The organism is Cupriavidus sp. IDO, assembly GCF_000812465.1.
GTDB lineage: Bacteria > Pseudomonadota > Gammaproteobacteria > Burkholderiales > Burkholderiaceae > Cupriavidus.
The window spans coordinates 1-25232 of the sequence record NZ_JWMA01000106.1; the positions used below are offsets into that span (position 1 = coordinate 1).

The 25232-nt window shown below is 65.8% G+C and carries 25 protein-coding genes and 1 tRNA gene; 9 read left to right on the forward strand and 17 right to left on the reverse strand.

The window, feature by feature from the left end:
- A partial coding sequence (locus tag RM96_RS40230; RefSeq protein WP_238587409.1) for a hypothetical protein occupies positions 1 to 293 on the forward strand: 293 nt, incomplete at its 5' end.
- A 95-nt stretch (positions 294 to 388) separates the two neighbouring features.
- Here the strand turns inward: RM96_RS40230 and RM96_RS26000 are convergent.
- The 4 genes from RM96_RS26000 to RM96_RS26015 all read right to left on the reverse strand — a co-directional run bounded on the left by RM96_RS26000 (position 389) and on the right by RM96_RS26015 (position 4023).
- Positions 389 to 465 (reverse strand) — tRNA-Val (locus RM96_RS26000).
- 21 nt (positions 466 to 486) lie between these two features.
- A complete protein-coding gene (locus RM96_RS26005) occupies positions 487 to 2709 on the reverse strand; it encodes a RelA/SpoT family protein (protein ID WP_039014616.1) in 2223 nt (740 codons plus the stop codon).
- A gap of 15 nt (positions 2710 to 2724) precedes the next feature.
- Positions 2725 to 3087 (reverse strand): RidA family protein, encoded by a 363-nt coding sequence (locus tag RM96_RS26010; protein WP_039014617.1) that lies wholly within the window; start codon positions 3085 to 3087, stop codon positions 2725 to 2727.
- Between the two features lie 51 nt (positions 3088 to 3138).
- Positions 3139 to 4023 carry an alpha/beta fold hydrolase gene (locus RM96_RS26015; protein ID WP_039014618.1) on the reverse strand — a complete coding sequence of 295 codons (885 nt, stop codon included), beginning with the start codon at positions 4021 to 4023 and terminating at the stop codon, positions 3139 to 3141.
- A gap of 229 nt (positions 4024 to 4252) precedes the next feature.
- On the opposite strand from RM96_RS26015, the gene RM96_RS26020 reads away from it, so the two are divergent.
- Positions 4253 to 5029: a 3-hydroxybutyrate dehydrogenase gene (locus tag RM96_RS26020; protein ID WP_039014690.1), complete on the forward strand. Its 777-nt coding sequence runs from the start codon at positions 4253 to 4255 to the stop codon at positions 5027 to 5029.
- A gap of 77 nt (positions 5030 to 5106) precedes the next feature.
- Here the strand turns inward: RM96_RS26020 and RM96_RS26025 are convergent, their stop codons facing one another.
- Both RM96_RS26025 and RM96_RS26030 read right to left on the reverse strand, forming a co-directional pair.
- Complete coding sequence (locus tag RM96_RS26025) at positions 5107 to 5745, reverse strand: CoA transferase subunit B (protein ID WP_039014619.1); 639 nt, start codon at positions 5743 to 5745, stop codon at positions 5107 to 5109.
- Positions 5746 to 5756: 11 nt separating this feature from the next.
- Complete coding sequence (locus RM96_RS26030) at positions 5757 to 6458, reverse strand: CoA transferase subunit A (protein WP_039014620.1); 702 nt, start codon at positions 6456 to 6458, stop codon at positions 5757 to 5759.
- Between the two features lie 172 nt (positions 6459 to 6630).
- Between RM96_RS26030 and RM96_RS26035 the strand changes: the two genes are divergently transcribed.
- Positions 6631 to 7176, forward strand: a complete 546-nt coding sequence (locus RM96_RS26035) for a PAS and helix-turn-helix domain-containing protein (RefSeq protein ID WP_039014621.1) — start codon at positions 6631 to 6633, stop codon at positions 7174 to 7176.
- Between the two features lie 13 nt (positions 7177 to 7189).
- On the opposite strand, the gene RM96_RS26040 is transcribed toward RM96_RS26035, so the two are convergent.
- The 5 genes from RM96_RS26040 to RM96_RS26060 form a co-directional block, all read right to left on the reverse strand.
- Positions 7190 to 7591, reverse strand: coding sequence for an acyl-CoA thioesterase (locus tag RM96_RS26040; protein WP_039014622.1), 402 nt, complete (start codon positions 7589 to 7591; stop codon positions 7190 to 7192).
- Between the two features lie 52 nt (positions 7592 to 7643).
- Positions 7644 to 8672, reverse strand: coding sequence for a DctP family TRAP transporter solute-binding subunit (locus RM96_RS26045; protein ID WP_039014623.1), 1029 nt, complete (start codon positions 8670 to 8672; stop codon positions 7644 to 7646).
- 52 nt (positions 8673 to 8724) lie between these two features.
- Complete coding sequence (locus RM96_RS26050; RefSeq protein ID WP_193752521.1) at positions 8725 to 10029, reverse strand: TRAP transporter large permease; 1305 nt, start codon at positions 10027 to 10029, stop codon at positions 8725 to 8727.
- The gene (locus RM96_RS26055) at positions 10026 to 10631 is read right to left on the reverse strand and encodes a TRAP transporter small permease (protein WP_039014624.1); all 606 of its coding nucleotides are present in this window, start codon (positions 10629 to 10631) and stop codon (positions 10026 to 10028) included. Before RM96_RS26055 ends, RM96_RS26050 begins: the two co-directional genes overlap by 4 nt.
- Positions 10632 to 10892: 261 nt before the next feature.
- A complete protein-coding gene (locus RM96_RS26060; RefSeq protein ID WP_039014625.1) occupies positions 10893 to 11678 on the reverse strand; it encodes an SDR family oxidoreductase in 786 nt (261 codons plus the stop codon).
- A 288-nt stretch (positions 11679 to 11966) separates the two neighbouring features.
- On the opposite strand from RM96_RS26060, the gene RM96_RS26065 reads away from it, so the two are divergent.
- A complete protein-coding gene (locus RM96_RS26065) occupies positions 11967 to 13652 on the forward strand; it encodes an electron transfer flavoprotein-ubiquinone oxidoreductase (RefSeq protein WP_039014626.1) in 1686 nt (561 codons plus the stop codon).
- 207 nt (positions 13653 to 13859) lie between these two features.
- Here the strand turns inward: RM96_RS26065 and RM96_RS26070 are convergent, their stop codons facing one another.
- Entirely contained in the window at positions 13860 to 14744 is an 885-nt protein-coding gene (locus tag RM96_RS26070) for a flagellar brake protein (protein WP_039014627.1), read from the reverse strand.
- A gap of 242 nt (positions 14745 to 14986) precedes the next feature.
- On the opposite strand from RM96_RS26070, the gene RM96_RS26075 reads away from it, so the two are divergent.
- Complete coding sequence (locus RM96_RS26075; protein WP_039014628.1) at positions 14987 to 15694, forward strand: FadR/GntR family transcriptional regulator; 708 nt, start codon at positions 14987 to 14989, stop codon at positions 15692 to 15694.
- A gap of 29 nt (positions 15695 to 15723) precedes the next feature.
- Positions 15724 to 16830, forward strand: coding sequence for an NAD(P)/FAD-dependent oxidoreductase (locus RM96_RS26080; RefSeq protein ID WP_039014629.1), 1107 nt, complete (start codon positions 15724 to 15726; stop codon positions 16828 to 16830).
- Here RM96_RS26080 and RM96_RS26085 read toward each other — a convergent pair.
- The 5 genes from RM96_RS26085 to RM96_RS26105 all read right to left on the reverse strand — a co-directional run bounded on the left by RM96_RS26085 (position 16752) and on the right by RM96_RS26105 (position 22438).
- Positions 16752 to 18029: an MFS transporter gene (locus tag RM96_RS26085; RefSeq protein ID WP_039014630.1), complete on the reverse strand. Its 1278-nt coding sequence runs from the start codon at positions 18027 to 18029 to the stop codon at positions 16752 to 16754. The two genes, RM96_RS26080 and RM96_RS26085, sit on opposite strands and share 79 nt — an antisense overlap.
- 1 nt (position 18030) lies before the next feature.
- On the reverse strand, positions 18031 to 19143 hold the full coding sequence (gene aroC, locus RM96_RS26090; RefSeq protein WP_039014631.1) for a chorismate synthase: 1113 nt from the start codon (positions 19141 to 19143) through the stop codon (positions 18031 to 18033).
- A 75-nt stretch (positions 19144 to 19218) separates the two neighbouring features.
- Positions 19219 to 19941: a glutathione S-transferase C-terminal domain-containing protein gene (locus RM96_RS26095; protein WP_039014632.1), complete on the reverse strand. Its 723-nt coding sequence runs from the start codon at positions 19939 to 19941 to the stop codon at positions 19219 to 19221.
- A 12-nt stretch (positions 19942 to 19953) separates the two neighbouring features.
- Positions 19954 to 21852, reverse strand: coding sequence for an MFS transporter (locus tag RM96_RS26100; protein WP_039014692.1), 1899 nt, complete (start codon positions 21850 to 21852; stop codon positions 19954 to 19956).
- 139 nt (positions 21853 to 21991) lie between these two features.
- The gene (locus RM96_RS26105; protein ID WP_039014633.1) at positions 21992 to 22438 is read right to left on the reverse strand and encodes a CBS domain-containing protein; all 447 of its coding nucleotides are present in this window, start codon (positions 22436 to 22438) and stop codon (positions 21992 to 21994) included.
- Positions 22439 to 22681: 243 nt separating this feature from the next.
- Between RM96_RS26105 and RM96_RS26110 the strand changes: the two genes are divergently transcribed.
- From RM96_RS26110 to RM96_RS26120, 3 genes are all read left to right on the forward strand, one after another.
- On the forward strand, positions 22682 to 23992 hold the full coding sequence (locus tag RM96_RS26110) for an O-acetylhomoserine aminocarboxypropyltransferase (protein ID WP_039014634.1): 1311 nt from the start codon (positions 22682 to 22684) through the stop codon (positions 23990 to 23992).
- A complete protein-coding gene (locus tag RM96_RS26115; RefSeq protein ID WP_039014635.1) occupies positions 23992 to 24816 on the forward strand; it encodes an alpha/beta fold hydrolase in 825 nt (274 codons plus the stop codon). The genes RM96_RS26110 and RM96_RS26115 overlap by 1 nt, the downstream gene beginning before the upstream one ends.
- A gap of 98 nt (positions 24817 to 24914) precedes the next feature.
- Positions 24915 to 25232: an Mpo1-like protein gene (locus RM96_RS26120; RefSeq protein WP_039014636.1), complete on the forward strand. Its 318-nt coding sequence runs from the start codon at positions 24915 to 24917 to the stop codon at positions 25230 to 25232.

Consider the following 25232-nt stretch of genomic DNA (forward strand, 5'->3'; position numbering starts at 1 on the left):
GGCGGGAACCATCCGGCAGCGTGATTGCGATCATCTTGCTCTCTCCAGGTGTCCGCCCGCCGGCATTGCGCGCCGTGGCAGGCGAATCGAACTGCATCTTTGTGGCGCCGGCCCCGCACGAGGCGCGGCACCGGCAACGGACTTGGGTCGCCCGCACCGAGCGGGCAGCTTATCAGCAGCCGACCAGGCGACAGACGAAAAAAAACGCGGCCAAGGCCGCGTTTTTCTGTTCAAACCGGATTCAACCGGATCGAAGGCGCACCTCGACTACTGTCGCTGATCAGCGGGAGTAGTTCGCGGTGTCATGACCATGATGCCCTTCCGTTCCTTGTGAGATTGAATCGGATTTGCCGCACTTCGATTTTTATACTGCTTTACTGCAATTCGTTGGTAGGCTCGATTGGACTCGAACCAACGACCCCCACCATGTCAAGGTGGTGCTCTAACCAGCTGAGCTACGAGCCTAGCGAAGCCGCAAGTATAGCATCACTTTCTTTTTGCCTGCAACACCCCTTGCACGTCCTCGATGATCGACAGCGCCCGTTGCAGCTGTGTGGCCTCGGAGACCTCTGCCGTGAACTGCATGCGCGCCACGCCCTTGCTCGACAGCGTCTTCACGCCGGTGACGTTGATCTTCTCGCGCGACAGCACTTCGGAGATATCCCGCAGCAGCCCTTGCCGGTCGATGGCTTCGACGTGGATGTCCACCGGATAGACCGCATCGCTCTTCTTGCCCCACTCGGTCTGGATCACGCGCTCGGGCGCGCGGGCCGAGAGCTGCTGGAAGGTATGGCAGTTGCGGCGGTGAATCGACACCCCACGGCCGCGCGTGACGAAACCGACGATCTCGTCGGGCGGCGCCGGCTTGCAGCAGCGCGACATCTGCGTCATCAGCGAATCCACCCCCACCACCAGCACGCCGCTCTTGGCGCCGCGCGCCACGCTGGTGGCACGGCTCTTCTTGGTGACGGCGTCCTCTTCGCTGACCAGCGCCTGCGCTTCGCCCTCGGGATGGCGCAGCGCGTGCTCGACATGGCGCAGGCTGAACTCTTCCTTGGCGACGGCGGCGAACAGGTCGTCCGGCGTCTTGAAGCCCAGCCGCGTGGCGAGGTCGTCGAGGTTGACGGCGGTCTTGCCCTCGCGCTGCAGCGTCTTGTCGATCAGGGCCCGGCCCTGGGCGATGGTTTCCTGCGAGTCGAGCGCGTTGAACCATGCCCTCACCTTGGCTCGCGCACGGCTGCTGGCGAGGTAGCCCAATTCCGTGTTGAGCCAGTCGCGCGACGGACCGCCCTGCTTGACCGCGATGATCTCGACGGTCTGACCATTCTTCAGCGGCGTATTGAGCGGCACCATGGTGCCGTCCACGCGCGCGCCGCGGCAGCGATGGCCGAGGTCGCTGTGCAGGTAGTAGGCAAAGTCCACCGGCGTTGCGCCCTGCGGCAGCGCCACCACGCGCGCCTGCGGCGTCAGCACGTAGATGTGGTCATCGATCGCCGCATGCTTGAGCTGCTCCCACGGCGACTCGTCGTGCGCCACGCTGTGGTCCGCATCGTCCTTCCACGCCAGCAGCTGGCGCAGCCACGCAATCTTCTCGTCATAGCGCTCGCTGGCCGAGAACTGCCCCGCGTAGCCCTTGGAGCCGGCCTCCTTGTAGCGCCAGTGCGCCGCCACGCCGTACTCGGCGAAGTGGTGCATTTCGTGGGTACGGATCTGCACCTCGAAGGCACGCCCGTCGTCGCCGATCACCACCGTGTGCAGCGATTTGTAGCCGTTGGACTTGGGCCGCGAGATGTAGTCGTCGAACTCGCGCGGAATCGGCTGCCAGATGTGGTGCACGATGCCGAGCACCGTGTAGCAGTCCTTGATGTCGTCCACGATCACACGGAACGCCCGCACGTCGTACAGGTCGGCAAAATCCAGCTCCTTGCCGCGCATCTTCTTCCAGATGCTGTAGATGTGCTTGGGCCGTCCGCTGACTTCGGCATGGATCCCGGCGGCAGACAGCTCCGATTGCAGGCGGGAAATCGCGCTGGCGATATAGCCTTCGCGCTCGATCCGCTTTTCGTCGAGCAGCCGCGCGATGCGCTTGTAGGTATCGGGCTGCTCGAAGCGGAAGGCCAGGTCCTCCAGCTCCCACTTCATCTGCCAGATACCGAGGCGGTTCGCCAGCGGCGCGTAGATGTCGAGCGTTTCGCGCGCGATGCCGGGCAGCGGCTCGCGCTTGGCCTGCGCCAGCCAGCGCAGCGACTGCAGGCGCGAAGCCAGCCGCACCAGCACCACGCGGATATCCTGCGCAAACGCCAGCAGCATCTTGCGCAGCGCTTCCACCTGCTCGTGGCGGGCCTGCGCCTCGTTCTTGGAAGGCTCCGGCGTGTCGGCATGGCCGCCGGCGATGGCGCCGATGCGCAGCAACTGCCGGACACCCTTCACCAGCCGCGCCACGTCCTCGCCGAAGCTCGCCTCGATGTCGGGCTCCGAGTCCGGCACGAACTCGGCCAGCGGAAACAGGCAGGCCGCCGCGCGCGCGGCATCGTCCACGCGCAGGCCATCCAGGATGCGCAGCATCCCTTCGGCGTGCGAGAGCACGCTCTCCCCGGTGGGCAGCGCGGCATCGGCGGCGCGCTCGCGCACGTATGCCAGCGCGCGGTCGACCAGATCGGCATCGGGAATGCCGGCGATCCGCCCAGTTACGTCGGTCGACGTCACCATGTCACAACGCCCTTCTCAGTTGAGCGCAGCGGTCACCACCACTTCGATCAGGTAATCGGGATTGGCCAGGCGCGCTTCGACGGTGGCGCGCGGCGGCGTGTTGCCTTGCGGCACCCAGGCGTCCCACACCTCGTTCATCTCGCCGATCTGGTCCACGTTGGTCAGGAAGATCTGGCACGACAGGATGCGCGTCTTGTCGCTGCCGGCCTCGGCCAGCAGGCGATCGATATGACCGAGCACTTCGCGGGTTTGGCCGCGGATATCGGCCTTGGGATCCGCCTCGGGCACCTGACCGGCGAGGTAGACCACGCCGTTGTAGACCGCGTATTCGGAAAGGCGCTTGCCCACGTGGGCGCGCTTCAGTTCATTGGTACTCATGACAATGCTTCTATAACCGGTTAAGGCACAGCCGCCGCAGCCCTCTGCCGCTCACACACCGCCCAGGAAGAACTGGCGGGCAATGGCAATCTGCGCCGGATCGACAAACGTCGGAGCATGCCCGACGTCGGGAATCTCCACGGAACTTACATGCTTGCCCCGCGCGACCATTTCAGCCACGGTATCGCGCAGCAGCAGATCGGACTGGGCCCCGCGCACCACCAGCACCGGTGCCTCGATCGACTCGAACAGGTGCCACAGCGCCGCTTCGCCTGCGACAACCATCTCCGGCGTGGTCTTGCGAAACGGCACCGCCAGCGCGGGATCGTAATGCAAGCCCCATTCCAGGCCCTCGCTGCCTTGCACGGGCTTGAGGATGGCGGCATTCAGTTCGCGCCACTGCTCCGGCGTGTGCCGGCCGAACGATGCACTGATGGTCTGCAGGTACGCCAGCCCTTCCTCGAAGGTCTTGAACCGCACCGGCAGCCCGAGGTAGGCACCAATGCGCTCCACCGCGGACGGCGCAATGCGCGGGCCCACGTCGTTGAGCAGCAGCTTGCGCACCGGCGACTTCGGCAGCCCGGCAAGGCTCATGCCGATCAGGCCGCCCATCGAGGTGCCGAACCAGTCCACCTGCTCCACGTTCAGCCGCGCAATCAGCGTGACCATGTCGGCCACGTACTGCGGCACGACATAGCTGTTCGGGTCGCCGAGCCATTCCGAGCGGCCGCGCCCGGCCACGTCGGGGCACACCACGCGGTATTCGCCGCACAGGGCCTGGGCCACGCTGTCGAAATCGCGGCCGGTGCGGGTCAGGCCGTGCACGCACATCAGCACGCGCGGATTGGCCGGGTCGCCCCACTCGTGATAGGCCATGCGGTGCAGGCCTGCGGAACTGATGCACTGAACGAAGCCGAGGCGCGGACTGGCAGACATCTGAACTCCCTGACGAACCGGCACGCCGGGCAGCGTTACGGTGGATTGAGCAAAGCTGGATTGTACGCCGCAGCGGTTACAATGCCACAGCACGCTTTACGCACTCCCGCCTGCGTTAATCCAGCGTATGCCGCGCCCTCTGCGCGCGGTCTCGCGCATCCTGGCAACGAAGGCGCATCAGACCGGCCGGGCCGTGTCCGGCCAAACCAATCTCTCGACGGAGGCTTACATGCTCAAAGGCAAGACGGCACTGGTGACTGGCTCGACCAGCGGTATCGGACTCGGCATCGCGCAGGCGCTGGCCGCGCAGGGCGCCAACATCATCGTCAACGGTTTTGGTGATGTGGACGCCGCAAAGCAGCAGATCGCGCAGGCCGGCGCAGGCATCAAGGTGGGCTATCACGGCGCCGACATGAGCAAGTCCGCCGAGATCGAGGACATGATGCGCTACGCCGACAGCGATTTCGGCGGCGCCGACATCCTGGTCAACAATGCCGGCATCCAGTTTGTCGCCAATATCGAGGATTTCCCGCCCGAGCGCTGGGACGCCATCATCGCCATCAACCTGACCTCGGCCTTCCACACCACGCGCCTGGCCCTGCCCGGCATGAAGCAGAAGAACTGGGGCCGGATCATCAACGTTGCCTCCACGCACGGCCTGGTGGCTTCCGCGCAGAAGTCGGCCTATGTGGCCGCCAAGCACGGCATCGTCGGCTTCACCAAGGTCACCGCGCTGGAAACCGCGCTGACCGGTGTGACCGCCAACGCAATCTGCCCGGGCTGGGTGCTGACGCCGCTGGTGCAGAAGCAGGTGGAGGCGCGCGCCCAGAAGGAAGGCATTCCGGTCGAGCAAGCCAAGCATGAACTGGTCATCGAAAAGCAGCCCTCCGGCCAGTTCGTGACGCCGGAAGAACTGGGCGCGCTGGCAGTGTTCCTGTCCAGCGAAGCGGCCCGCCAGGTGCGCGGCGCGATCTGGAACATGGACGGCGGCTGGGTGGCGCAGTAAGGGCCTGGGACGCAACGAAAAATGCCCCGCCGGCGCAAACCGGCGGGGCATTGTCTTTTCCGCGAACCGGCAGTCGCTTACAGCAGCGGCGCGCCGGTCTTGCTCTGGATTTCCTCGCGGCTCACGCCCGGGGCGGTTTCGACCAGCTTCAGGCCGGCCTCGGTCACGTCGATCACGCCCAGGTCGGTGATGATGCGGTTGACCACGCCCACGCCGGTCAGCGGCAGGTTGCACGCCTTGAGGATCTTGATGTCCTCGGTGCCGTCCTTCTTCTTGGCGGTGTGTTCCATCAGGACCACCACACGGCCGACGCCGGCCACCAGGTCCATCGCGCCGCCCATGCCCTTGACCATCTTGCCCGGGATCATCCAGTTGGCCAGGTCACCCTTTTCGCTGACCTGCATCGCGCCCAGGATGGCCAGGTTGATGTGGCCGCCGCGGATCATCGCGAACGAATCCGCCGACGAGAAGATCGACGAACCCGGCAGCGTCGTCACGGTCTGCTTGCCGGCGTTGATCATGTCGGCGTCGACTTCGGCCTCAGTCGGGAAAGGGCCGATGCCCAGCAAGCCGTTTTCCGACTGCAGCCACACTTCCATGCCTTCCGGCACCCAGTTGGCCACCAGCGTCGGCAGGCCGATGCCCAGGTTGACGTAGAAACCGTCCTGCAGCTCGGCCGCGGCGCGCGCGGCCATTTCGTCACGTGTCCATGCCATGATGATTCTCCTTAGCTGGCCGCGCGCACGGTGCGCTGCTCGATGCGTTTCTCGGGATTGGCGTTCAGCACCAGGCGCTTCACGAAGATGCCGGCCAGGTGGATTTCGTCCGGGTCCAGTTCCCCGGTCTCGACGATCTGCTCGACCTCGGCGATGGTGACCTTGCCGGCCATGGCGCACATCGGATTGAAGTTGCGGGCCGTGCGGCGGAAGATCAGGTTGCCGGACTTGTCGGCCTTCCAGGCCTTGACCAGCGCCACGTCAGCGGTCAGAGAACGCTCCATCACGTAATTCTGGCCGTCGAATTCGCGGATTTCCTTGCCTTCGGCCACGATGGTGCCCACACCAGTCTTGGTGAAGAAGGCCGGGATGCCCGAGCCGCCGGCGCGCAGCTTCTCGGCCAGCGTGCCCTGCGGGGTGAATTCGAGCTCGAGTTCGCCCGCCAGGTACTGGCGCTCGAATTCCTTGTTCTCGCCCACGTAGGACGAGATCATTTTCTTGATCTGGCGCGTGGCCAGCAGCTGGCCCAGGCCGAAGCCGTCGACGCCGGCGTTGTTGGAAATGCAGGTGAGCTGTTTGGCGCCGCTGTCGCGCAGCGCGGCGATCAGCGCCTCGGGGATGCCGCACAGGCCGAAACCGCCAACGGCGATCGTCTGGCCGTCGCGGACGACGCCTGCAAGCGCTTCTGCGGCGCTGGCGTAGACCTTGTTCATGCTTCGCTCCTTCCTCGGTAGTTCCCTGTCGCTCTTCCCGCCGCCGGGTGTGCGGCGGGCGACGCAAGGAAATTGTAACGGTACAATCGGCGGCAGGCGCCGCTCTCTCGTCCGACCGACAGCATACGCAAGCCGGGGCGGCTACGCCATTACGTAAAAATACATAAGTGAGATGCCTGCCATCGACTACCAGACCGCTTTCCAGCTCGCCCCCGTGGGGCTGGTGCTGTCACGCGAACGCATGATCGAGGACTGCAACGACGAGGTCTGCCGCATCTTCGGCACCACGCGGCAGGCGCTGATCGGCGAATCGTTCCAGGTGCTCTACCCCACCGCCGACGAATTCGAGCGCACCGGCGCGCGCATCGCGCCGATCATGAACAAGCGCGGCATGTACTCGGACGAACGGATCATGAAGCGAGCCGGCGGCGAACTGTTCTGGTGCCACGTCACTGGCCGCGCGCTGGACCGGTCGCAGCCGCTCGGTGCCGGCATCTGGACGTTCGAGGATCTGTCGCAGAAGCGCCAGGTCACTGCGGAGCTGACGGCGCGCGAGCGCGATATCGCGGCGCAGCTGGTGGAAGGGAAAACCAGCAAGCAGATCGGCAAGCTGCTGGCGATCAGCCCGCGCACGGTCGACATATACCGGGCGCGGCTGATGAAGAAGTACGGGGCGAGTACGTCGGTCGACCTGGTGCAGCGGCTGGTCAACCACTGAACCTCGCAAGGCGTCAGCCCTCGATGATTGCGCGGATCTCCGGCGGCACCGGCACTGACTTCTCCTGCGTATAGTCGCACCACACCACCTTGGCGCCGCCTTCGGCCCAGACCACGTCGGGCAGGTCGGTGCGGCGGATTTCCATGCGGGTCTCGAAGCTGGTGCGGCCGAGTTGTCCGGCATACACGCGGCACTCGATGTCGCCCGGATAGCGCAGCTGGCGCAAAAACGTCATATGGGCATTGATGATGACCGGGCCCTGCCCGCGCGCATCCTTGCCGCCACGGCCGAGCGACGCAAACCACTCAATGCGCGCCTGCTCCAGGTACTGGAAATAGACGGTGTTGTTGACATGGCCCATGGCATCCATGTCGCCCCAACGGATCGGCATGAGTACCGTATAGACGTGCTTCATCGCAGCCTCCAAAGCATCAGGCCCGCCCAAACCGGCGGGCCTGTTTCTTGACTCAGCGCTTGGCGATCGCGCCTTCGGCCTTGGTCACCAGTTCGGTGCCGATCTGCTTCTTCCACTTGTCGTAGACCTTGGTGGTCGCCTTGCGGAAGGTGTCGTGCTCGGCAGGCGTCAGGTGCGTGACCTTCACGCCATGCGCCTCCATGTCCTTCCAGGCGGGCGCGCCCGGCTCGGCCAGACCCTTGCGGGCCAGGGCGATTTCTTGCTTGCCGGCGTCGATGGCGGCCTGCTTCACGATCTCGCGGTCGGCCGGCGTCCAGCTTTCCCAGATCTGCTTGTTGACCACGAAGATCAGCGGGTCAGCCACATAGCCCCAGGTGGTGACGAACTTCTGGCCCACCGTGTACAGCTTGGCGGCGGCGAACACCGACTGCGGGTTCTCCTGGCCGTCGACGGCGCCGGAGGCCATGGCCGGCTGCGCATCCGCCCAGCTCATCTGCGTCGGGTTGGCGCCCAGTGCGTTGAAGGTCTCGATGTAGAGCGGCGAGCCGACTACGCGCAGCTTCATGCCCTTGAGGTCTTCCGGCTTGCGGATTTCGCGCTTGGAGTTCGACACCTCGCGGAAGCCGTTCTCGCCCCAGGCCAGCGGCACCACGCCAGCCTTTTCCAGCGTCGTGAAGATCGACTTGCCGACCTCGCCCTGCGTCAGGGCATCCAGCGCCTTGTAGTCGGGCATCAGGAACGGCAGCGAGAACAGGTTCAGTTCCCTGACCTGCGGCGACCAGTTGATGGTCGAACCGACCGCCATGTCGATCACGCCCTGGCGGATCGCCGAGAATTCGCGGGTCTGGTCACCGGCCACCAGCGAGGTGCCCGGATAGAGCTTGATATTGATGCGGCCGTTGGTGCGCTGCTTCACCAGGTCGGCCCAGATCTCGCCGCCCTTGCCCCACGGGAAGGCCGGGCCGAGCACCAGCGACATCTTGTACTCGGGCTTGTAGGTCTGGGCCATCACGCCGGCGGGGGCGAAGGCGGAAGCGGCAATGGCGGCTGCCGTGGCAAGCATCAGGGCACGACGTTTCATGGAAGTCATCTCCTCTCGGGAATCGTAAGTTCTTGTTTGTGAATGCGGGAAATCAGTAGCCAAGGTAGTCCGGCAGCCAGGTCGCCAGCGGCGGATAGGCCAGCACCATCAGCATGGCGACAAACATCGCCAGCAGCATCCAGATCACCCAGGGCACGGTCTCTTCCATGCGCACGCGGGCGATCCGGCACGACACCATCAGGTTCACGGCCAGCGGCGGCGTGAACTGACCGAGCGCCACCTTCAGCGTCAGCACTACGCCGAACCACACCGGGTTCCAGTGGAAGGCGTTGGCGATCGGCAGCAGCAGCGGCACGAAGATAAGGAAGATCGAAATGCCGTCGAGGAACATGCCTACTGTCATCAGCAACAGCACGATAAGCGCCAGCACGCCATACTCGCCCAGCCCGGAATTGGCGATAGCATGGGCAAGCGGGTCGATCACGCCGAGCGTGGACAGTGCATAGGCAAAGATGCCGGCCAGCGCCACCACCAGCAGGATCACCGCCGAGGTCTCGGCCGCTTCCTGGAAGATCGTGAACAGGTCGCGCATGCCGATGCTGCGGTAGATCACCATGCCGACGAACAGGCCGTACACCACCGCCACCACGGCGGCTTCGGTCGGCGTGAACCAGCCGGCGCGCATGCCGCCCAGGATCAGGAACGGCGCCACCAGGCCCCAGGCCGCTTCGCGCAGGCTCTTCCAGAACGGCGGACGCGGCAAGGCAGCCTCGATCGCGCCCATATTGTGCTTGCGCGCCAGCCAGACCGCCGGGACGATCAGCGCCACGCCGGCCAGGATCCCCGGAATCATGCCCGCGGCGAACAGCGCCGGCACCGATGCGCCGGGCACCAGCACGCTGTAGATGATGAACGCGACCGAAGGCGGGATCAGGATGTCGGTGGCAGCCGCTGCGCCGACCACGGCGGCGCTGTACGAGCCCGGATAGCCGGCACGCGACATCGCCGCGATCATCACGCCGCCCACCGCCGCCGCATTGGCGGGGCCGGAGCCGGAAATGCCGCCCAGGAACATCGCTACCAGGATCGCCACCAGCGGCAGCATGCCGGGACCGCGGCCGACGATGGCGATGGCAAATGTCACCAGCCGCTGCGCCACGCCCGAGCGGTCGAAGATCGATCCGACCAGTACGAACATCGGGATCGCCAGCAGCGGGTACTTGGCCAGCCCCGCGTAGAAATTCTGCGGTACGGCCAGCAGGCCGAACATCTGGGTATCGAGATTGGACAGGCCGATCGCGACCAGGCCGCCCAGGCCCAGCGACACGCCGATGGGCACGCCCAGCAGCATCAGGCCAATGAAGACCACGAACAGGATGATGGCAACCAGGGTCATTGCGCCTGCTCCGCCGTCTTGCCCGACTTGCCCGCATGCAGCCCCCTGAGCGCGCGCATGTTGCGCACCATCAGCCCGAACGCGCGCAGCGCGATGGCCGCCGACAGCACCGGCAGCCAGACCGAATACCACCAGCTCGGCACGCCGATCCCCGGCGAGGTCTCGCCAAATGTGTATTCATCCCACGTAATACGCGCGCCCAGCACCGCCAGCGCAATGAACATCACCGCCACGCCCAGCGCCGACAGGATCGCCAGGCGCTTCTGCCTGGCCTCGCTGCCACGCTCGAAGAAGAACTCGATGCGGATATTGCGGTCGCGCGCCACCGCGGCGCTGCCGGCAACCAGCGCCAGCACGATCATCAGGAAGACCGAGAACTCCTCGGTCCAGGCAAACGATTCGTCGGTGAAATAGCGGACCACCACGTTGGCGAAGGTGATGCCGACCAGCAGCACCATCACGATCACGCCAATCCAGTCCTCGATGCGGGGCGAAACCCGGAATTCGGCGTCCTGCGCCTCGTCGCCAGCCTGCGGGATCACCACCGACTCGACGACGTGTTGCGGCACGGCGTTGCGCCGTGCCTCTTGTTCTTGCTCCATCTCCCCGGCCTCCGGTCCGGGCCGCTCGGGCCAAAGGGCCGCCGCGGCGTTTTTGTTTTGTATGTAAAGACTTAATCAGAAGACATGCGGATTATGCCAAGACTAGGGCACAGCGCATCAAATTTTCTTTGCCGGGACTGGAAGCCACGCTCGAATGCCCGCCCAAGGGGACCGGATACGCCCTGGCAAGCGACGGTAACGCCCTGCCGCGCGCTTCTGGCGCGCAGGCGGACGCAAGCGGCATGGCGCCGCTGGCACAGCTCAGACCATGCCGTCGTCGGCCGTGATGACTGCGCCGTTGATGAACTGCGACTGGTCGGATGCCAGCAGCAACAGCAGCCCATCAATATCCTCCGGCTTGCCCAGGCGCTTGCGTGGCAGCATCTGGATCAGCTTCTGGCCGGCGTCGGTATCCCAGTGGTGGTGGTTGATGTCGGTATCGATATAGCCCGGGCAGATCGCATTGACGTTGATGCCGTGGCGCGCCCATTCCAGCGCCATGGCCTTGGTCATGTGCACCACGGCGGCCTTGCTCATGCAGTACACGCCGATCTGCGACAGCACCTTGAGTCCGGCCACCGAGGCGATATTGACGATGCGCGCCTGCGGCAGCGGATTGCCGTTCTTCTCGGCGCCCTTGGCGCGCGCGATCATGCGCTTGGCCACTTCCTGCGCGACGAAGAAGGCGCCGCGGGTGTTGGTATCGAAGACGAAATCGAAGTCCTCGGCGGTCACCTCGGTCAGCTTCTGCGTGGTCGAGACGCCCGAGTTGTTGACCAGGATATCGATGGCGCCGGCCTCGGTTTCCGCGTGCGCAACCGCTGCGCGGATGCTGTCCGGGTCGGTCACGTCAAGCCGCACGACATGCGCGCTGCCCCCGTCTGCCTCGATCGCGGCGCGCAACTCCTTGAGGCGCTCGGTACGGCGCGAAGCCAGTACGACCTTGGCGCCGGCCGCGGCCAGCACGGTTGCAAAACGCGAGCCCAGCCCGCTCGAGGCACCGGTCACCAGCGCGACCTTGCCTTCCAGATTGATCGACAAACCCATGATTACCTCTTGTGCGGGAGGCCCTCCAGCCTAACGGAGAGCAGAAGGCAGCATATTAGAAAAAAGAACGACCGTTCCAAAAAAATCCTTGCCTGAGGGTGACGAGTCCCGGACAATGCCGGAGATTCTAAGAACTTGGCCCGCAAAGGGAAAGAGGGAAAACGAGCGCTCCAGCGCCTTTTCCGACCTTCCCCGGCACTCTCCGCCACCTGCACCGGTTCCGCAAGAACGATCACCGCATTTCCCACAATTGCAAGCAAGCTGCCAAGAAATAGAGGGCTAGAGACAATGGATCAGCAACAACTCCTGGAGCAGTTCGGGCCACGCGAGGCCATGGAATATGACGTGGTCATCGTCGGCGGCGGCCCCGCCGGCCTGGCAACGGCCATCCGCCTGAAGCAACTCGCGCAGGAGAAAGGCGCCGACGTCAACGTGTGCGTGCTGGAAAAGGGCTCTGAGCCCGGGGCACACATCCTGTCGGGCGCCATCATGGATCCGCGCGCCCTCAATGAACTGTTGCCGAACTGGCAGGAACTGGGCGCGCCGCTGAACCAGCCGGTTACCGAGGACAAGTTCCTGTTCCTCAACGAAACCGGCTCCAGGGGCACCCCGCCCGCGCTGCTGCCGGAATGCTTCCACAACGAAGGCAACTACATCGTCAGCCTGTCCAACTTCGTGCGCTGGCTGGGCCAGCAGGCCGAAGCGCTGGGCGTGGAGATCTTCCCCGGCTTCCCGGCCGCCGAAGTGCTCTACAACGAAGACGGCTCGGTCAAGGGCGTGGCGACCGGCAACATGGGCATCAACAAGGAAGGCGAGCCCACCGAGAACTTCCAGCTTGGCATGGAGCTGCACGCCAAGTACACGATCTTCGCCGAAGGCGCGCGCGGCCACCTGGGCAAGCAGCTGATTGAGAAGTTCGGCCTGGATGCCGGCAAGGACCCGCAAAGCTACGGCATCGGCCTGAAGGAACTGTGGGAAATCGACCCGGCCAGGCACAAGCCCGGCCTGGTGGTACACACCGCCGGCTGGCCGCTCGACCCGGCCACCTACGGCGGCTCGTTCCTGTACCACATGGAAGACAACAAGGTGGCGGTGGGCTTCGTGGTCGGTCTCGACTACACCAACCCGTGGCTGTCGCCGTTCGAGGAATTCCAGCGCTTCAAGACCCACCCCGAGATCCGCCAGTATTTCGAGGGCGGCAAGCGCATCAGCTATGGCGCGCGCGCCATCACCGCGGGCGGCCTGCTGTCGCTGCCCAAGACCGTGTTCCCGGGCGGCGCGCTGGTCGGCTGCGACGCCGGCTACCTGAACGCCTCGCGCATCAAGGGCAGCCACGCCGCCATCAAGACCGGCATGCTGGCCGCCGAGGCCGCCTATGACGCGCTGCAGGCCGGCCGTCAGCACGACGAGCTGGCCGCCTACCCGGCCGCGTTCGAGCAGAGCTGGCTGCACAAGGAACTGCTGCAGGCCAAGAACTTCAAGCAGTGGTTCAAGAAGGGCCGCACCACGGCCACGCTGATGACCGGCATCGAGCAGTGGCTGCTGCCCAAGCTGGGCATCCGCAACCCGCCCTGGACCATCCATCGCGTGAAGCCGGACCACGTGTACCTGAAGCCGGCCGCCGAGTGCGAGAAGATCGCCTACCCGAAGCCGGACGGCAAGCTGACGTTCGACCGCCTCAGCTCGGTCTTCATCAGCAACACCAACCACGAAGAAAACCAGCCCGCCCACCTGACGCTGAAGGACGCGAGCGTGCCGGTCAATATCAACTGGGAAAAGTACGCCGGCCCCGAAAGCCGCTACTGCCCGGCCGGCGTGTACGAGTTCGTGCAGAACGAGGAAGGCAAGGAGCGCCTGCAGATCAACGCGCAGAACTGCGTGCATTGCAAGACCTGCGACATCAAGGACCCGACGCAGAACATCGTGTGGGTCACGCCGGAAGGTGGCGGTGGCCCGAACTATGTGGGCATGTAAGACCTGACTGCCAGCGGATGGCATAAAAAAACGGCACCGTTAATCCGGTGCCGTTTTTCTTTTGGGCAGCCGCCCGCCGCTTAATGGCTCACCGGCTTTGGCGCGTAGGGATCGGGCGTCGCCATTGGGATCAGCGGATAGTGTTTCAGGCTGGCATTGAAGCCACCGATACTCTTGTTTTGCTGAGCCGCAGCATGCCAGCGGCTGCTACACCGATAACCGCGCGTTCGACAGCAACTGCTCGTAGACGAACAGCTGCAACAGTGTCAGCTCGCGTTCGCCCAGCACATCGAAAGCCACGCCAAACGAGGGAAAATTGGAGTCTTCCTGGCCGGCGGCACTTGGCGCGACGCGCACCCAGCCGTCGAGGGTGACCTCGCTGTCGAACGATGCGGTACGCATTTTGAAGCGCAGCTGCACGCGGCTGCCGGGGGCTGGTGCGGGCGCCGTGGTCTGCACCAGTGCGCCGCCGGTACTGATATCGGACAGCAGCGCCAGCCGCGCCACGGCGGTGTCGTCGTCCTGCGCTTCCGTGCCCCCCGCCACCTCTGCCTCCGGCTGGGTCAGGTATGCCGCCAGCCGCGTCTGCACGCGCTCGGCCTTGCGCACTGGCGTGCGCTGCTGCGACACCGGCGCCGACAGCACCAGATAGCGGAACGGACTGCGGCAGACCGCCGTGATCGTCGACGTGAAACTGTGAATGGCCTGTCCCGAAAAGCCGCGCAGCAGCAGCGTATCGCCGGCCTGTATGGGCAGGTCGCGGCCGGCAAGCTGCGGCCACGTGACGAACATCCCGTGCTCGACAAAGCCGATCAGGCGGCTGGCGGCAGCACGCGACGCATCGCCCTCGTGCTTGATATGCAGCAGGGTGCCGACCTGCAGGCCAACCGGGCCGGCGGGCGCGCACTGGTCGTCGCAGGCATCGGCGCCGTCATCTTCCCGGCAGACGGCGCCATGGTGGAACACCAGTGCCAGGTCCCGCGCGTCGGGAATGACATTGCCACTGCCGAGCATCAGGTTGCCGTCGCCGTCGAGCAGCGACCAGGGCAGCGGGTGCCCGACTGGAAGATCGTTGGGAGTGAGCTGGATCATGGCTGTTTGCATAGGACCTCGGCGTGGCAACCAGGCGGACGTGGCAGGCTCACGACGGACTGGCGGGGAGTATCCGCCACCTGCATTCGGTTCTTATCGGCTGGCTTGCGCGGAAATTGAGCAAAAAACGATGGAATGTGGTCGCGATGTGTAGCACGCAGCCCTTGCGGCTATCTTGACGAACCGCAACACAACAGCCAGAATGCACCAAAGCTGTCTGACAGCTTGACATATATACCCAGATGAACACCCTGCCTCGCCCCGCCTCGCTCGCCAGCCGCATTGCCCAGGCATTGCATGAGCACATCATCGCCGGCCGCTATGGCGCTGGCGCGCGCCTGCCCGCCGAGGCAAGCCTGGCCGACTCATTTGGCGTGAGCCGCCCGATCGTGCGCGAAGCGATTGCCCAGCTGAAGGCCGACGGCGTGGTGATCACGCGCAAGGGTTCAGGCGCCTACGTCTCGGAAACGCCCGGCGGGCAAGCCTGGCGTGTTGCCAGTGCCCCGGACGGCGGGCCAAGCCTGGCCCAGCTGTTCGAGTTGCGCATGGTGGTCGAGAGCGCCTGCGCCGAAATGGCGGCAATGCGCCGGACCGAGGCCGACCTGCAAGCCATCCGGGCGACGCTGACGGCCATGCAGCAGCAAGCGCAGGACTTCGCCAGCGCGGCCGCGGCGGACATCGCGTTCCACCATGCCATCGCGCAGGCGGCGCATAACCCCTGCTTTACCGGACTGACGGATTTCGTCGGCCAGCAACTGCTGGCGGCACGGCAGCGCGCCTGGGAGAACTCCGCGCGGCTCTCGGCGGCCAATGGCACCGCGCGTGCGGCCGACACCGAGCACGCAGTCCTGGTGGAAGCCATCGCCACCGGCGATGCCATTGCGGCGCGAGAGGCCGCGCGACGCCATCTCGCAGCCGCGGCTGCGCGCATGGGCCTCGCGCTGGCCTGAACAATCATCAACCAAAAGAAGAGAAGGCAATGGAGAACGTGGATTGCGTGGTCATCGGCGCCGGTGTGGTCGGACTGGCGGTGGCGCGGGAACTGGCCCTGCAGGGCCGCGAAGTCATCATCCTGGAGGCCGAGAACGCCTTCGGCACCATCACCAGCGCACGCAACAGCGAAGTCATCCACGCCGGCATCTACTACCCGGCCGGCTCGCTCAAGGCGGAACTGTGCGTGCGCGGCAAGGCGAAGCTGTATGACTACTGCGCGTCGCACCATATCGCCCACCAGCGCTGCGGCAAGCTGATCGTGGCGACCAGCGAGGCGCAGGTGGCCACGCTCGACGGCATCCGCGCCAAGGCGGCTGCCAACGGTGTCGATGACCTGCAATTCCTGACCCGCGCCGAAGCCCAGGCGCTTGAGCCAAATCTCCAGTGCCACGCCGCCCTGCTTTCTCCATCGACCGGCATTGTCGACAGCCACGGACTGATGACCGCCCTGCTGGGCGACGCCGAGAACGCAGGCGCCATGCTGGCCGTGCAGTCCCCGGTGCTGAATGGCGCGGTGACGCCTGAAGGCATCCGGCTGGAGGTTGGCAATGAGGATGGCGGCAGCACCACGCTGCTTGCAAAGACCGTGGTGAATTCCGCGGGCCTGACGGCGCCGGAACTGGCGCGCCGCATCGACGGCATGCCCGAGGCACATATCCCGCCCCAGTACTACGCCAAGGGCTGCTACTTCACGCTGGCCGGGCGCGCACCGTTCTCGCGGCTGGTGTACCCCGTGCCGGAAGCGGCCGGGCTAGGCGTGCACCTGACGATCGACCTGGGCGGACAGGCGCGCTTCGGTCCCAACGTGCGCTGGATCGACGACATCGAGTACAGCGTCGATCCGGCCGATGCCGATGGTTTCTATGAAGAAGTTCGCCGCTACTGGCCCGGACTGGCCGACGGCGCGCTGCAGCCCGGCTATGCCGGCATCCGCCCGAAGATCAGCGGGCCGCACGAGGTTGCGGCGGATTTCCGCATCGACGGCCCGGCCCTCCACGGCGTGCCGGGGCTGGTTCACCTGTTCGGCATCGAATCGCCGGGGCTGACTTCGTCGCTGGCGATCGCGGAGCTTGTCGCTGCCGCGCTGTCCTGAGCGGCGCCGGGCGCGGGCCGCTCGCCGCGGAAACTCATGATGGCGCAAACGGCGCCGGCCGCCGCGGCGGCAGAGGCCAGTCCGAAGGTATGGGCCGGCGCCAGCGCATTCCAGGTCCAGCCCATCACCAGCCCGCCCAGCGTGCCGCCCACGCCATAGGAAATGCCCGTGTAGAGCGCCTGTCCGCGCCCCTGCAGTGGGCCGGCAAACCAGTGCTGTAGCCGCTTCAGGCTGGCACTGTGATGTGCGGCAAAGGTCGCCGCATGCAGCACCTGCACCAGCGCCATCAGCCACACGAGCCGCGGGAAGTAGCCGGTCAGCCCGAAACGCAGCGCCGCCAGCACGAAGGTGCCGGCCAGGATGGTCCGCAACGTGTAGCGTGCGAACAGCAGGCCCTGGTAGTAGAAGAAGACAATTTCCGCCACCACGCCGATCGTCCACATCACGCCGATCGAGAACTTGCTGTAGCCCAGCCGCTCCAGGTACAGCGAATAGAAGACGTACAGCGCGGCATGCGCAAACATCATCAGGAAGGCTGATGCCAGGAACCACGCCACATCGGGCCGGCGCACCAGCGGCAGCGCGCGCGGCGGGTGCACGCGCGGGCCTTCGTCAGGTGCGTCGCGCATGCTGTGGACCACCAGGGCGAGGATTGCCAGCATTGCGCTCGCCAGCCACGGGAAAGCCAGCATGCCGGCATGCTCGAACAGGGCCCCGCCGCCAAGCACCGCGGCGATAAAGCCGGCCGAGCCGAACATGCGGATGCGGCCGTAGCTGTGGTCGAAGGCGCCGTAGCGGCGCAAGGTTGAGATCGTCAGCGCATCGCCGAGCGGCGACATGGCGCTGGTGATCAGGCTGAGCATGAGCATCATCGCCATCATGCCGCTGTAGCTGTCGACGCCCGGCACCATCAGGAAGGCAAACAGCGAAGTCAGCGCGCTCAGGCGCAGGATGCGCACGCGCGTGTGCAGCACATCGGAAAGCCAGCCCCACAGATAGGGGCCGACGATGCGGGCAACCTGGAAGCTGGCCATCAGCACGCCGATCTGCACCGGCGAGAAACCGCGGCCCGCAAAATAGAGGCTTACATACGGCGAGATGACGCCAACATAGCCGTAGTAGCCGAGATAGAACAGGCCAAAGCGGCCGTATTCAGGCCGGGAAGCGCGCGGCGCGCCGGCCTCCGGGGCGAGGCCCAACTCAGCGCGGCTGAGCGCCTGCCTGCGCCGGGATGCGCGGCGTATCCACCTTCACGTCGCCGCATTGCGCGCGATGGCGCAGCGCGTGGTCCATCAGCACCAGCGCGAGCATGGCTTCGGCGATCGGCGTGGCGCGGATGCCCACGCACGGATCGTGACGGCCGAAGGTCTCCACCGTGGCGGCATTGCCGGCCTTGTCGATGGACTCGCGCGGCGTGCGGATGCTGGAAGTCGGCTTGATCGCCAGCGACACCGTGACGTCCTGGCCGGTGGAAATGCCACCCAGCACGCCGCCGGCGTTGTTGGTACGGAAGCCGTCGGCGGTCAGCTCGTCCCCATGCACGCTGCCGCGCTGCGCGACGCTGGCGAAGCCTGCGCCGATCTCCACGCCCTTGACGGCATTGATGCCCATCATCGCGTGGGCGATATCGGCATCGAGCCTGTCGTACAGCGGCTCGCCCAGCCCGACCGGCACGCCGCTGGCCACCACGTCAATGCGCGCGCCGACCGAATCGCCGTCGCGGCGCAGCGCGTCCATATAGGTTTCCAGTTCGGGAACGATGTCGGCATTCGGCGCGAAGAACGGGTTCTCCGGCACATGCGACCAGTCGATAAACGGCACTTCGATTTCACCGAGCTGCGACATGTAGCCACGGATCTCGGTGCCGTATTGCTCGCGCAGCCACTTCTTCGCCACCGCCGCGGCCGCCACCACCGGCGCCGTCAGCCGCGCCGACGAGCGGCCGCCGCCGCGATGGTCGCGGATGCCGTACTTTTGCCAGTAAGTGTAGTCGGCGTGGCCCGGCCGGAAGGTCTCGACGATATTGCCGTAGTCCTTGCTGCGCTGGTCGGTGTTGCGGATCATGAGGCAGATCGGCGTGCCGGTGGTCTTGCCCTCGAACACGCCGGACAGGATTTCGACCTGGTCGGCTTCCTGGCGCTGCGTCACGTGGCGCGAGGTGCCGGGCTTGCGGCGGTCCAGGTCGATCTGGATATCGGCTTCGGTCAGCGCCATGCCCGGCGGGCAGCCATCCACCACCGCGCCGATGGCGGGGCCGTGCGATTCGCCGAAGGTAGTGACAGTGAAGAGCAGGCCAAGGGTATTGCCGGACATGATGGAAACCGCACAGGAATTGGGGACGGCCTCCATTGTAAGGCCAATGCCCGCCCAGAGGGCCGCCCGGCGCGGTCAGGCGGCTTGTGCCTGCGCCGCCATGTCCGGATAGAATTCGGCCCGCATCCGCTCCATATACGCCACCAGGTTGGCATGGCCTTCCGCCGCGGTGCGGATCGGGGTGTCGAATACGGGGCACAGCAGGCTGCCGCCGAAGGCAAACAGCGTCGCGTCGGCCCCGCACGGCTTGTCGCCCATGAGGTAGCGCTTGTCGCCCAGGATGTCGCAGACCGAAGTCACGCCCTTGTTGGCGAGCGCCACCAGCTCCTCCTCGTTGTGCCGGCCAAGGCCCTGCCCCCACAGGGTCTTCTTCACCTTGTAGCGCACCAGCCGCTCGGCCAGCCCGCGCACCGGCGCCGGCACGCCGCGGAAGAACTGCGCCGGGCCCTTCTCGAAATTGCCCGGATCAAGCCAGCGCACCCGCGCCACTGCCCAGTACAGGTGGTCCTCCATCAGCTTCTCGGCGGCCCAGGCGATGCCGCGCTCGGCGGGAGTCAGGCCCGCATCGAAGTCGATGTGGTAGGTCTTCTCGATATGCCAGCGGATCATGGTGGAATCCGCCACGATCCGTCCCATGTCGTCCAGGTACGGCAGCTTGCCCTTGGGCGCGCGCCGCAGGCTGCCGCGCCGGGTCTGGTATGGCAGGCCCGCCAGCTTGAGCAGCATCTCCGCCTTGGTGACGAACGGGCTGGCATCGGGCAGCCCGAAGGCCGCGCCAAACGTATATAGCGTAATCATGAAGTCCGCCTCCTAGCGCCAGTCGCCACGCAACGTGCACACCATCTGCTGCAGCCCTTCCGGCGTGGCCTGCTCGGGTGGCACCGGCTCGCCGACCACCAGCTCCAGCCGGTTGAGGATGCCGCGCCGGAACGGCCGCGACATGGCCGCCCCGCCCTTGCGCGAGAAGAAGCTGCCCCACAGCCCGCGCAGGGCCATCGGCACCACGGGCACGGGCGTGCGCCGGATGATCTGCTGCACGCCCTGCTTGAACGGGTTGATCTCGCCGTTCTCGGTGATCTTGCCTTCCGGGAAGATGCAGACAAGGTCGCCGTCGCGCAGCGCGTCCGCCACGCTGTCGTAGGCTCGCTCGAGCATGGCCGGATCTTCGTGCGCGGGCGCGATCGGAATCGCCTTGGCCTGGCGGAAGAACCACGACAGGAACGGCACCTTGAAGATACGGTGATCCATCACGAAACGCACCGGCCGCGGGCTGGCGGCCATCAGCACCACCGCATCGGCAAAGCTGACGTGGTTGCACACCAGCACCGCGGCGCCCTCGGCCGGAATCCGCTCGGCATTGATGCGGCGCAGCCGGTAGACCGTATGCACCAGAATCCACGCGATAAAGCGCAGCAGGAACTCCGGCACCAGCGAATAGATATAGATCGCGACGAATGCATTCAGCAATCCGACGACCAGAAACAACTGCGGAATGGTATAGCCGGCCTGCGTCAGCGCCACACCCAGCAGCGAAGCTCCAATCATGAAGAAGCTGTTCAGGATGTTGTTGGCCGCGATAATGCGCGCCCGGTGAGTGGGCGCGCTGCGGCTCTGGATCAGTGCGTAGAGCGGCACGCTGTAGAACCCGCCGAACATCGCCAGCAGGAACAGGTCGGCCAGCACGCGCCAGTGGCGCGGCTCCGTGACGAAGGCGCCGACACCGCTCAGCCCGGCCGCGCTCTGGCCGTGGCTGGCAAGGTACAGGTCGACGGCGAATACCGTCATGCCGATCGAGCCGAACGGCACCAGGCCGATTTCCACGTGGCGGCCGGACAAGCGCTCGCACAGCAGCGAGCCCGTGCCAATGCCCAGCGAGAACACTGCCAGCAACAGCGTCACGACGTTCTGGTCGCCGCCCAGCACGTCCTTGGCAAAGCTGAAGAACGAGGTCAGGAAGGTCGCGCCGAGGAACCACAGCCACGAGATGCCCAGCAGGCTGAGAAACACCGTGCGGTTCTCGCGCGCCAGCATCAGGTTGCGCCAGGTCTCGGAGAACGGATTCCAGTTGATGCGCAGATCCGGCTGGGGCGCGGGCGACACCGGCACGCGCGACGACACCAGCCGCCCCGCCACCGCCAGCACGACGCAGGCCACACCGACATACAGCGGACCGACCACCTTGCCGCCGAGCGTCAGCCCCGCCAGCTCGCCGCCCAGCAGCGTGCCGAGCAGGATGGCGACGAAGGTGCCCATTTCGACCAGCCCGTTGCCGCCCACCAGTTCGGTTTCATCGAGGTGCTGCGGAAGGTAGGCGAACTTGACCGGCCCGAACAGCGTGGAATGCAGCCCCATCATGAAGGTGCCCAGGTACAGCAGCGTGGCGCTGTGCCAGGCAAACCCCGCCAGGCCGAGCACCATGATGACGATTTCCAGCGTCTTGACCAGCCGGATCAGGCGCGACTTCTCGATCTTGTCGGCGATCTGCCCGCTGGTGGCAGAAAACAGCAGGAACGGCGCGATGAAGATGGCCGAGATCAGGAAAGCGGCGCTCCTGGCGTCCACGCCCTCGAACAGCGCCGTGTGGTATGTCACCAGCGAGGTGAAGGCGACCTTGAAGACGTTGTCGTTCATCGCCCCCAGGAACTGGGTCCAGAAAAACGGGGCGAAACGGCGCGCGCCGAGCAGGCGGAACTGGCTGTGTTGGCTCATGTAGGCAGGCTTGCAGGTCCAGGAACCCGGCATTCTGCCGGAGTGACGTCCCGGCCGCCATCATGCCATCTCCGCCCGGCCACGCGGAAGCATTCGAGGAATCTGTCCAGAGGAGGCGGCCCGGCGCCGCCCGGGATGCTCAGTCGGCCCGCTCTTCCGGCCAGTCGCGGATATAGGCCTTGAGCATCTTGTTCTCGAAGCTCTGCTCTTCCACTACCGCCTTGGCGACGTCGTAGAACGAGATCACGCCCATCAGGGTGCGGTTGTCGAGCACCGGCAGGTAGCGGGTGTGACGCTCAAGCATCATGCGGCGCACCTCGTTGACGTCGGTCTCCATGGTGCAGGTCAACGGCGCGTCGTCCATCACCTTGCGGATCCCGACGGTGCCCAGCGTGCCGCCGCTGCGCGAGAGCGTTTCAATGATCTCGCGGAAGGTCAGCATGCCGACCAGGTCGCCGTATTCCATCACCACCAGGGAGCCGATGTCGTGCTCGGCCATGGTATTGACTGCCAGCAGCAATGACGTATCCGGCGTCACGGTGTAGAGCGTATTGCCCTTGATCTGCAGGATGTCGCTGACTTTCATGATGGTCTCCGCTACCAGTACTGAAGGCACCGCTTCCGGATCACTATGAATCCGGGGGGCGCGATGCCAATGTCTAATCGTTCTGTGGCTCTCAGGGTGTGCGGGCAGCGCATGCCCGTGCGCCGATGCTAGCCCAAACCGCCCGCAGAAGTAAAGCACAGGCCGGTTTCCGGCCATGCCGGCCCCGCCGCGGGGCACGCGATGCTACGATGCTGGCCGGAGACAACTCTTAGCTGAAATGCCATGTCCGGTACCCGTTTCGACACGTTGGCGCTGCATGCCGGCGCCGCGCCCGACCCCGCCACCGGGGCACGGGCCACGCCTATCCACCTGACCACCTCCTTCGTCTTCCGCGACAGCGAGCACGCCGCTTCGCTGTTCAACATGGAACGCGCCGGCCACGTCTACTCGCGCATTTCGAACCCGACGGTTGCAGTCCTGGAAGAGCGCGTCGCCGCCCTAGAGAACGGCGCGGGCGCGATCGCCACGGCCTCCGGGCAGGCCGCGCTGCACCTGGCGGTCGCCACGCTGATGGGTGCCGGCTCGCACATTGTCGCCTCCTCGGCCCTGTACGGCGGCTCGCATAATCTGCTGCATTACACGCTGCGCCGCTTCGGCATTGAGACCACCTTCGTCAAGGCGCGCGACATCGATGCCTGGCGCGCCGCGATCCGGCCGAATACCCGGCTGCTGTTCGGCGAGACGCTCGGCAACCCCGGCCTGGACGTGCTCGATATCCCGACGCTGGCCCAGCTTGGCCAGGAAAGCGGCATTCCGCTGCTGGTCGATTCGACTTTCACCACGCCTTACCTGCTGCGCCCGTTCGACCACGGCGCCGGCCTGCTCTATCACTCGGCCACCAAGTTCCTGGGCGGTCACGGCACCACCATCGGCGGCGTCCTGGTGGAAGGCGGCACCTTCGACTTCGAGGCTTCGGGGCGCTTCCCGGAACTGTCAGAGCCGTATGAAGGCTTCCACAACATGGTGTTCACCGAAGAAAGCACAGTCGCGCCCTTCTTGCTGCGCGCCCGCCGCGAAGGCCTGCGCGACTTCGGCGCCTGCATGAACCCGATGGCCGCCTGGCAACTGCTGCAGGGCGTGGAAACGCTGCCGCTGCGCATGAGCCGCCATGTCGAGAACACGCGGCGCGTGGTGCAGTTCCTCGTCTCGCATCCGATGGTGGAGTCGGTGTCCTATCCCGAGCTGGAGTCCCACCCCGACTACGAGCTGGCCAAGCGCCTGCTGCCGCGCGGCTGCGGCGCCGTGTTCAGCTTCAACCTGAAGGGCAACCGCGCCGCCGGTCAGCGCTTTATCGAGAGCCTGTCGCTGTTCTCGCACCTGGCCAATGTGGGCGATGCGCGCTCGCTGGTGATCCACCCGGCTTCGACCACGCACTTCCGCATGGACGCGGCGGCGCTGCAGTCGGCCGGCATCACCGAAGGCACCATCCGCCTGTCGATCGGCCTGGAAGATGCCGATGACCTGATCGACGACCTCAAGCGCGGCCTGAAGGCCGCTGAAAAGGCCATGAGCGGCAAGGGAGGGCAAGCCTGATGGAACTGAATCTCGCAAGCCAGCCGGCCTACGCCTATACCGGCGGCAAACCCTTCGATCCCGCCCTGCCCTGCGCCGTGTTCGTGCACGGCGCGCAGAACGACCACAGCGTCTGGGGCCTGCAGACGCGCTGGTTTGCCAACCACGGCTTCTCGGTGCTGGCGGTGGACCTGCCGGGCCACAACCGCAGCAAGGGCGCCCCGCTCGCTACGGTCGAGGAAATGGCCGACTGGGTCATGGCACTCGTGGCGGCCGCCGGCGTGAAGGCGCCGGCGCTGGTGTTCGGCCACAGCATGGGCTCGCTGATCGCACTGGAATGCGCGGCACGGCATCCGCAGGCGGTGCGCGCCATTGCGATGCTGGCAACCGGCTATCCGATGAAAGTATCGGACGCGCTGCTCGATGCCTCGCTCAATCACGAGGACCAGGCCATCGCCATGGTCAACACCTGGTCGCTGTCGAGCCTGGCGAACAAGCCTTCCTCGCCCGGTCCCGGCGCCTGGATGCACGGCGGCAGCCAGCGGCTGATGGAGCGCGTTTCGCGCAACAACCCGTCGGCCCATGTGTTCCACAACGACTTCTCCGCCTGCAACGCCTACGCGCACGGCGAGGAAGCCGCCACGGCCCTGGCCTGTCCGGCCCTGTTCATCAGCGGCACCAAGGACATGATGACCTCGCCGAAGGCCGCGCAGGCGCTGGCCGCCAAAATGGCCAATGCCAGCACGGTGACGGTGCCTTGTGGGCACGCCTTGATGGGCGAGCGGCCGGATGAAGTGCTGGACGCACTGGCGGCCTTTGCGCGCAAGGTGGTGGCGACACGCTGACTGCCCTCACCCGCGGGTGGCCTCCGGGAGTCCCGGCGGCCACCCGCGAACCGTGCCCGCGGTCTACACTGCAGACATAAAAGGACACGGAGACAGTCATGGCCCAGGCCCACGCACGCGAGTTCGAGAACTTCGCGGCCTTCTATCCCTACTACCTGAGCGAACACCAGAACCGGACCTGCCGGCGCCTGCATTTCGCCGGCTCGACGGTGGCGCTGCTGTGCCTGCTGGCGCTGGTGCTGACCGGCAATGCCTGGTGGCTGCTGGGTGCGGCGGTGGCTGGCTACGCGTTCGCGTGGGTGGGTCACTTCGGCTTCGAGAAGAACCGCCCTGCCACCTTCCGGCACCCGTTCTACAGCCTGATGGGAGACTGGGTCATGTACGCCGATATCTGGCGCGGCAGGATTCCATTCTGA

Excerpts from the sequence above, each read along its gene's own strand:
- RM96_RS26005 (WP_039014616.1), bottom strand. The coding sequence starts at position 2,709 with ATGGTGACGTCGACCGACGTAACTGGGCGGATCGCCGGCATTCCCGAT.
- RM96_RS26010 (WP_039014617.1), bottom strand. The coding sequence starts at position 3,087 with ATGAGTACCAATGAACTGAAGCGCGCCCACGTGGGCAAGCGCCTTTCC.
- RM96_RS26015 (WP_039014618.1), bottom strand. The coding sequence starts at position 4,023 with ATGTCTGCCAGTCCGCGCCTCGGCTTCGTTCAGTGCATCAGTTCCGCA.
- RM96_RS26020 (WP_039014690.1), top strand. The coding sequence starts at position 4,253 with ATGCTCAAAGGCAAGACGGCACTGGTGACTGGCTCGACCAGCGGTATC.
- RM96_RS26025 (WP_039014619.1), bottom strand. The coding sequence starts at position 5,745 with ATGGCATGGACACGTGACGAAATGGCCGCGCGCGCCGCGGCCGAGCTG.
- RM96_RS26030 (WP_039014620.1), bottom strand. The coding sequence starts at position 6,458 with ATGAACAAGGTCTACGCCAGCGCCGCAGAAGCGCTTGCAGGCGTCGTC.
- RM96_RS26035 (WP_039014621.1), top strand. The coding sequence starts at position 6,631 with ATGCCTGCCATCGACTACCAGACCGCTTTCCAGCTCGCCCCCGTGGGG.
- RM96_RS26040 (WP_039014622.1), bottom strand. The coding sequence starts at position 7,591 with ATGAAGCACGTCTATACGGTACTCATGCCGATCCGTTGGGGCGACATG.
- RM96_RS26045 (WP_039014623.1), bottom strand. The coding sequence starts at position 8,672 with ATGAAACGTCGTGCCCTGATGCTTGCCACGGCAGCCGCCATTGCCGCT.
- RM96_RS26050 (WP_193752521.1), bottom strand. The coding sequence starts at position 10,029 with ATGACCCTGGTTGCCATCATCCTGTTCGTGGTCTTCATTGGCCTGATG.
- RM96_RS26055 (WP_039014624.1), bottom strand. The coding sequence starts at position 10,631 with ATGGAGCAAGAACAAGAGGCACGGCGCAACGCCGTGCCGCAACACGTC.
- RM96_RS26060 (WP_039014625.1), bottom strand. The coding sequence starts at position 11,678 with ATGGGTTTGTCGATCAATCTGGAAGGCAAGGTCGCGCTGGTGACCGGT.
- RM96_RS26065 (WP_039014626.1), top strand. The coding sequence starts at position 11,967 with ATGGATCAGCAACAACTCCTGGAGCAGTTCGGGCCACGCGAGGCCATG.
- RM96_RS26070 (WP_039014627.1), bottom strand. The coding sequence starts at position 14,744 with ATGATCCAGCTCACTCCCAACGATCTTCCAGTCGGGCACCCGCTGCCC.
- RM96_RS26075 (WP_039014628.1), top strand. The coding sequence starts at position 14,987 with ATGAACACCCTGCCTCGCCCCGCCTCGCTCGCCAGCCGCATTGCCCAG.
- RM96_RS26080 (WP_039014629.1), top strand. The coding sequence starts at position 15,724 with ATGGAGAACGTGGATTGCGTGGTCATCGGCGCCGGTGTGGTCGGACTG.
- aroC (WP_039014631.1), bottom strand. The coding sequence starts at position 19,143 with ATGTCCGGCAATACCCTTGGCCTGCTCTTCACTGTCACTACCTTCGGC.
- RM96_RS26095 (WP_039014632.1), bottom strand. The coding sequence starts at position 19,941 with ATGATTACGCTATATACGTTTGGCGCGGCCTTCGGGCTGCCCGATGCC.
- RM96_RS26100 (WP_039014692.1), bottom strand. The coding sequence starts at position 21,852 with ATGAGCCAACACAGCCAGTTCCGCCTGCTCGGCGCGCGCCGTTTCGCC.
- RM96_RS26105 (WP_039014633.1), bottom strand. The coding sequence starts at position 22,438 with ATGAAAGTCAGCGACATCCTGCAGATCAAGGGCAATACGCTCTACACC.
- RM96_RS26110 (WP_039014634.1), top strand. The coding sequence starts at position 22,682 with ATGTCCGGTACCCGTTTCGACACGTTGGCGCTGCATGCCGGCGCCGCG.
- RM96_RS26115 (WP_039014635.1), top strand. The coding sequence starts at position 23,992 with ATGGAACTGAATCTCGCAAGCCAGCCGGCCTACGCCTATACCGGCGGC.
- RM96_RS26120 (WP_039014636.1), top strand. The coding sequence starts at position 24,915 with ATGGCCCAGGCCCACGCACGCGAGTTCGAGAACTTCGCGGCCTTCTAT.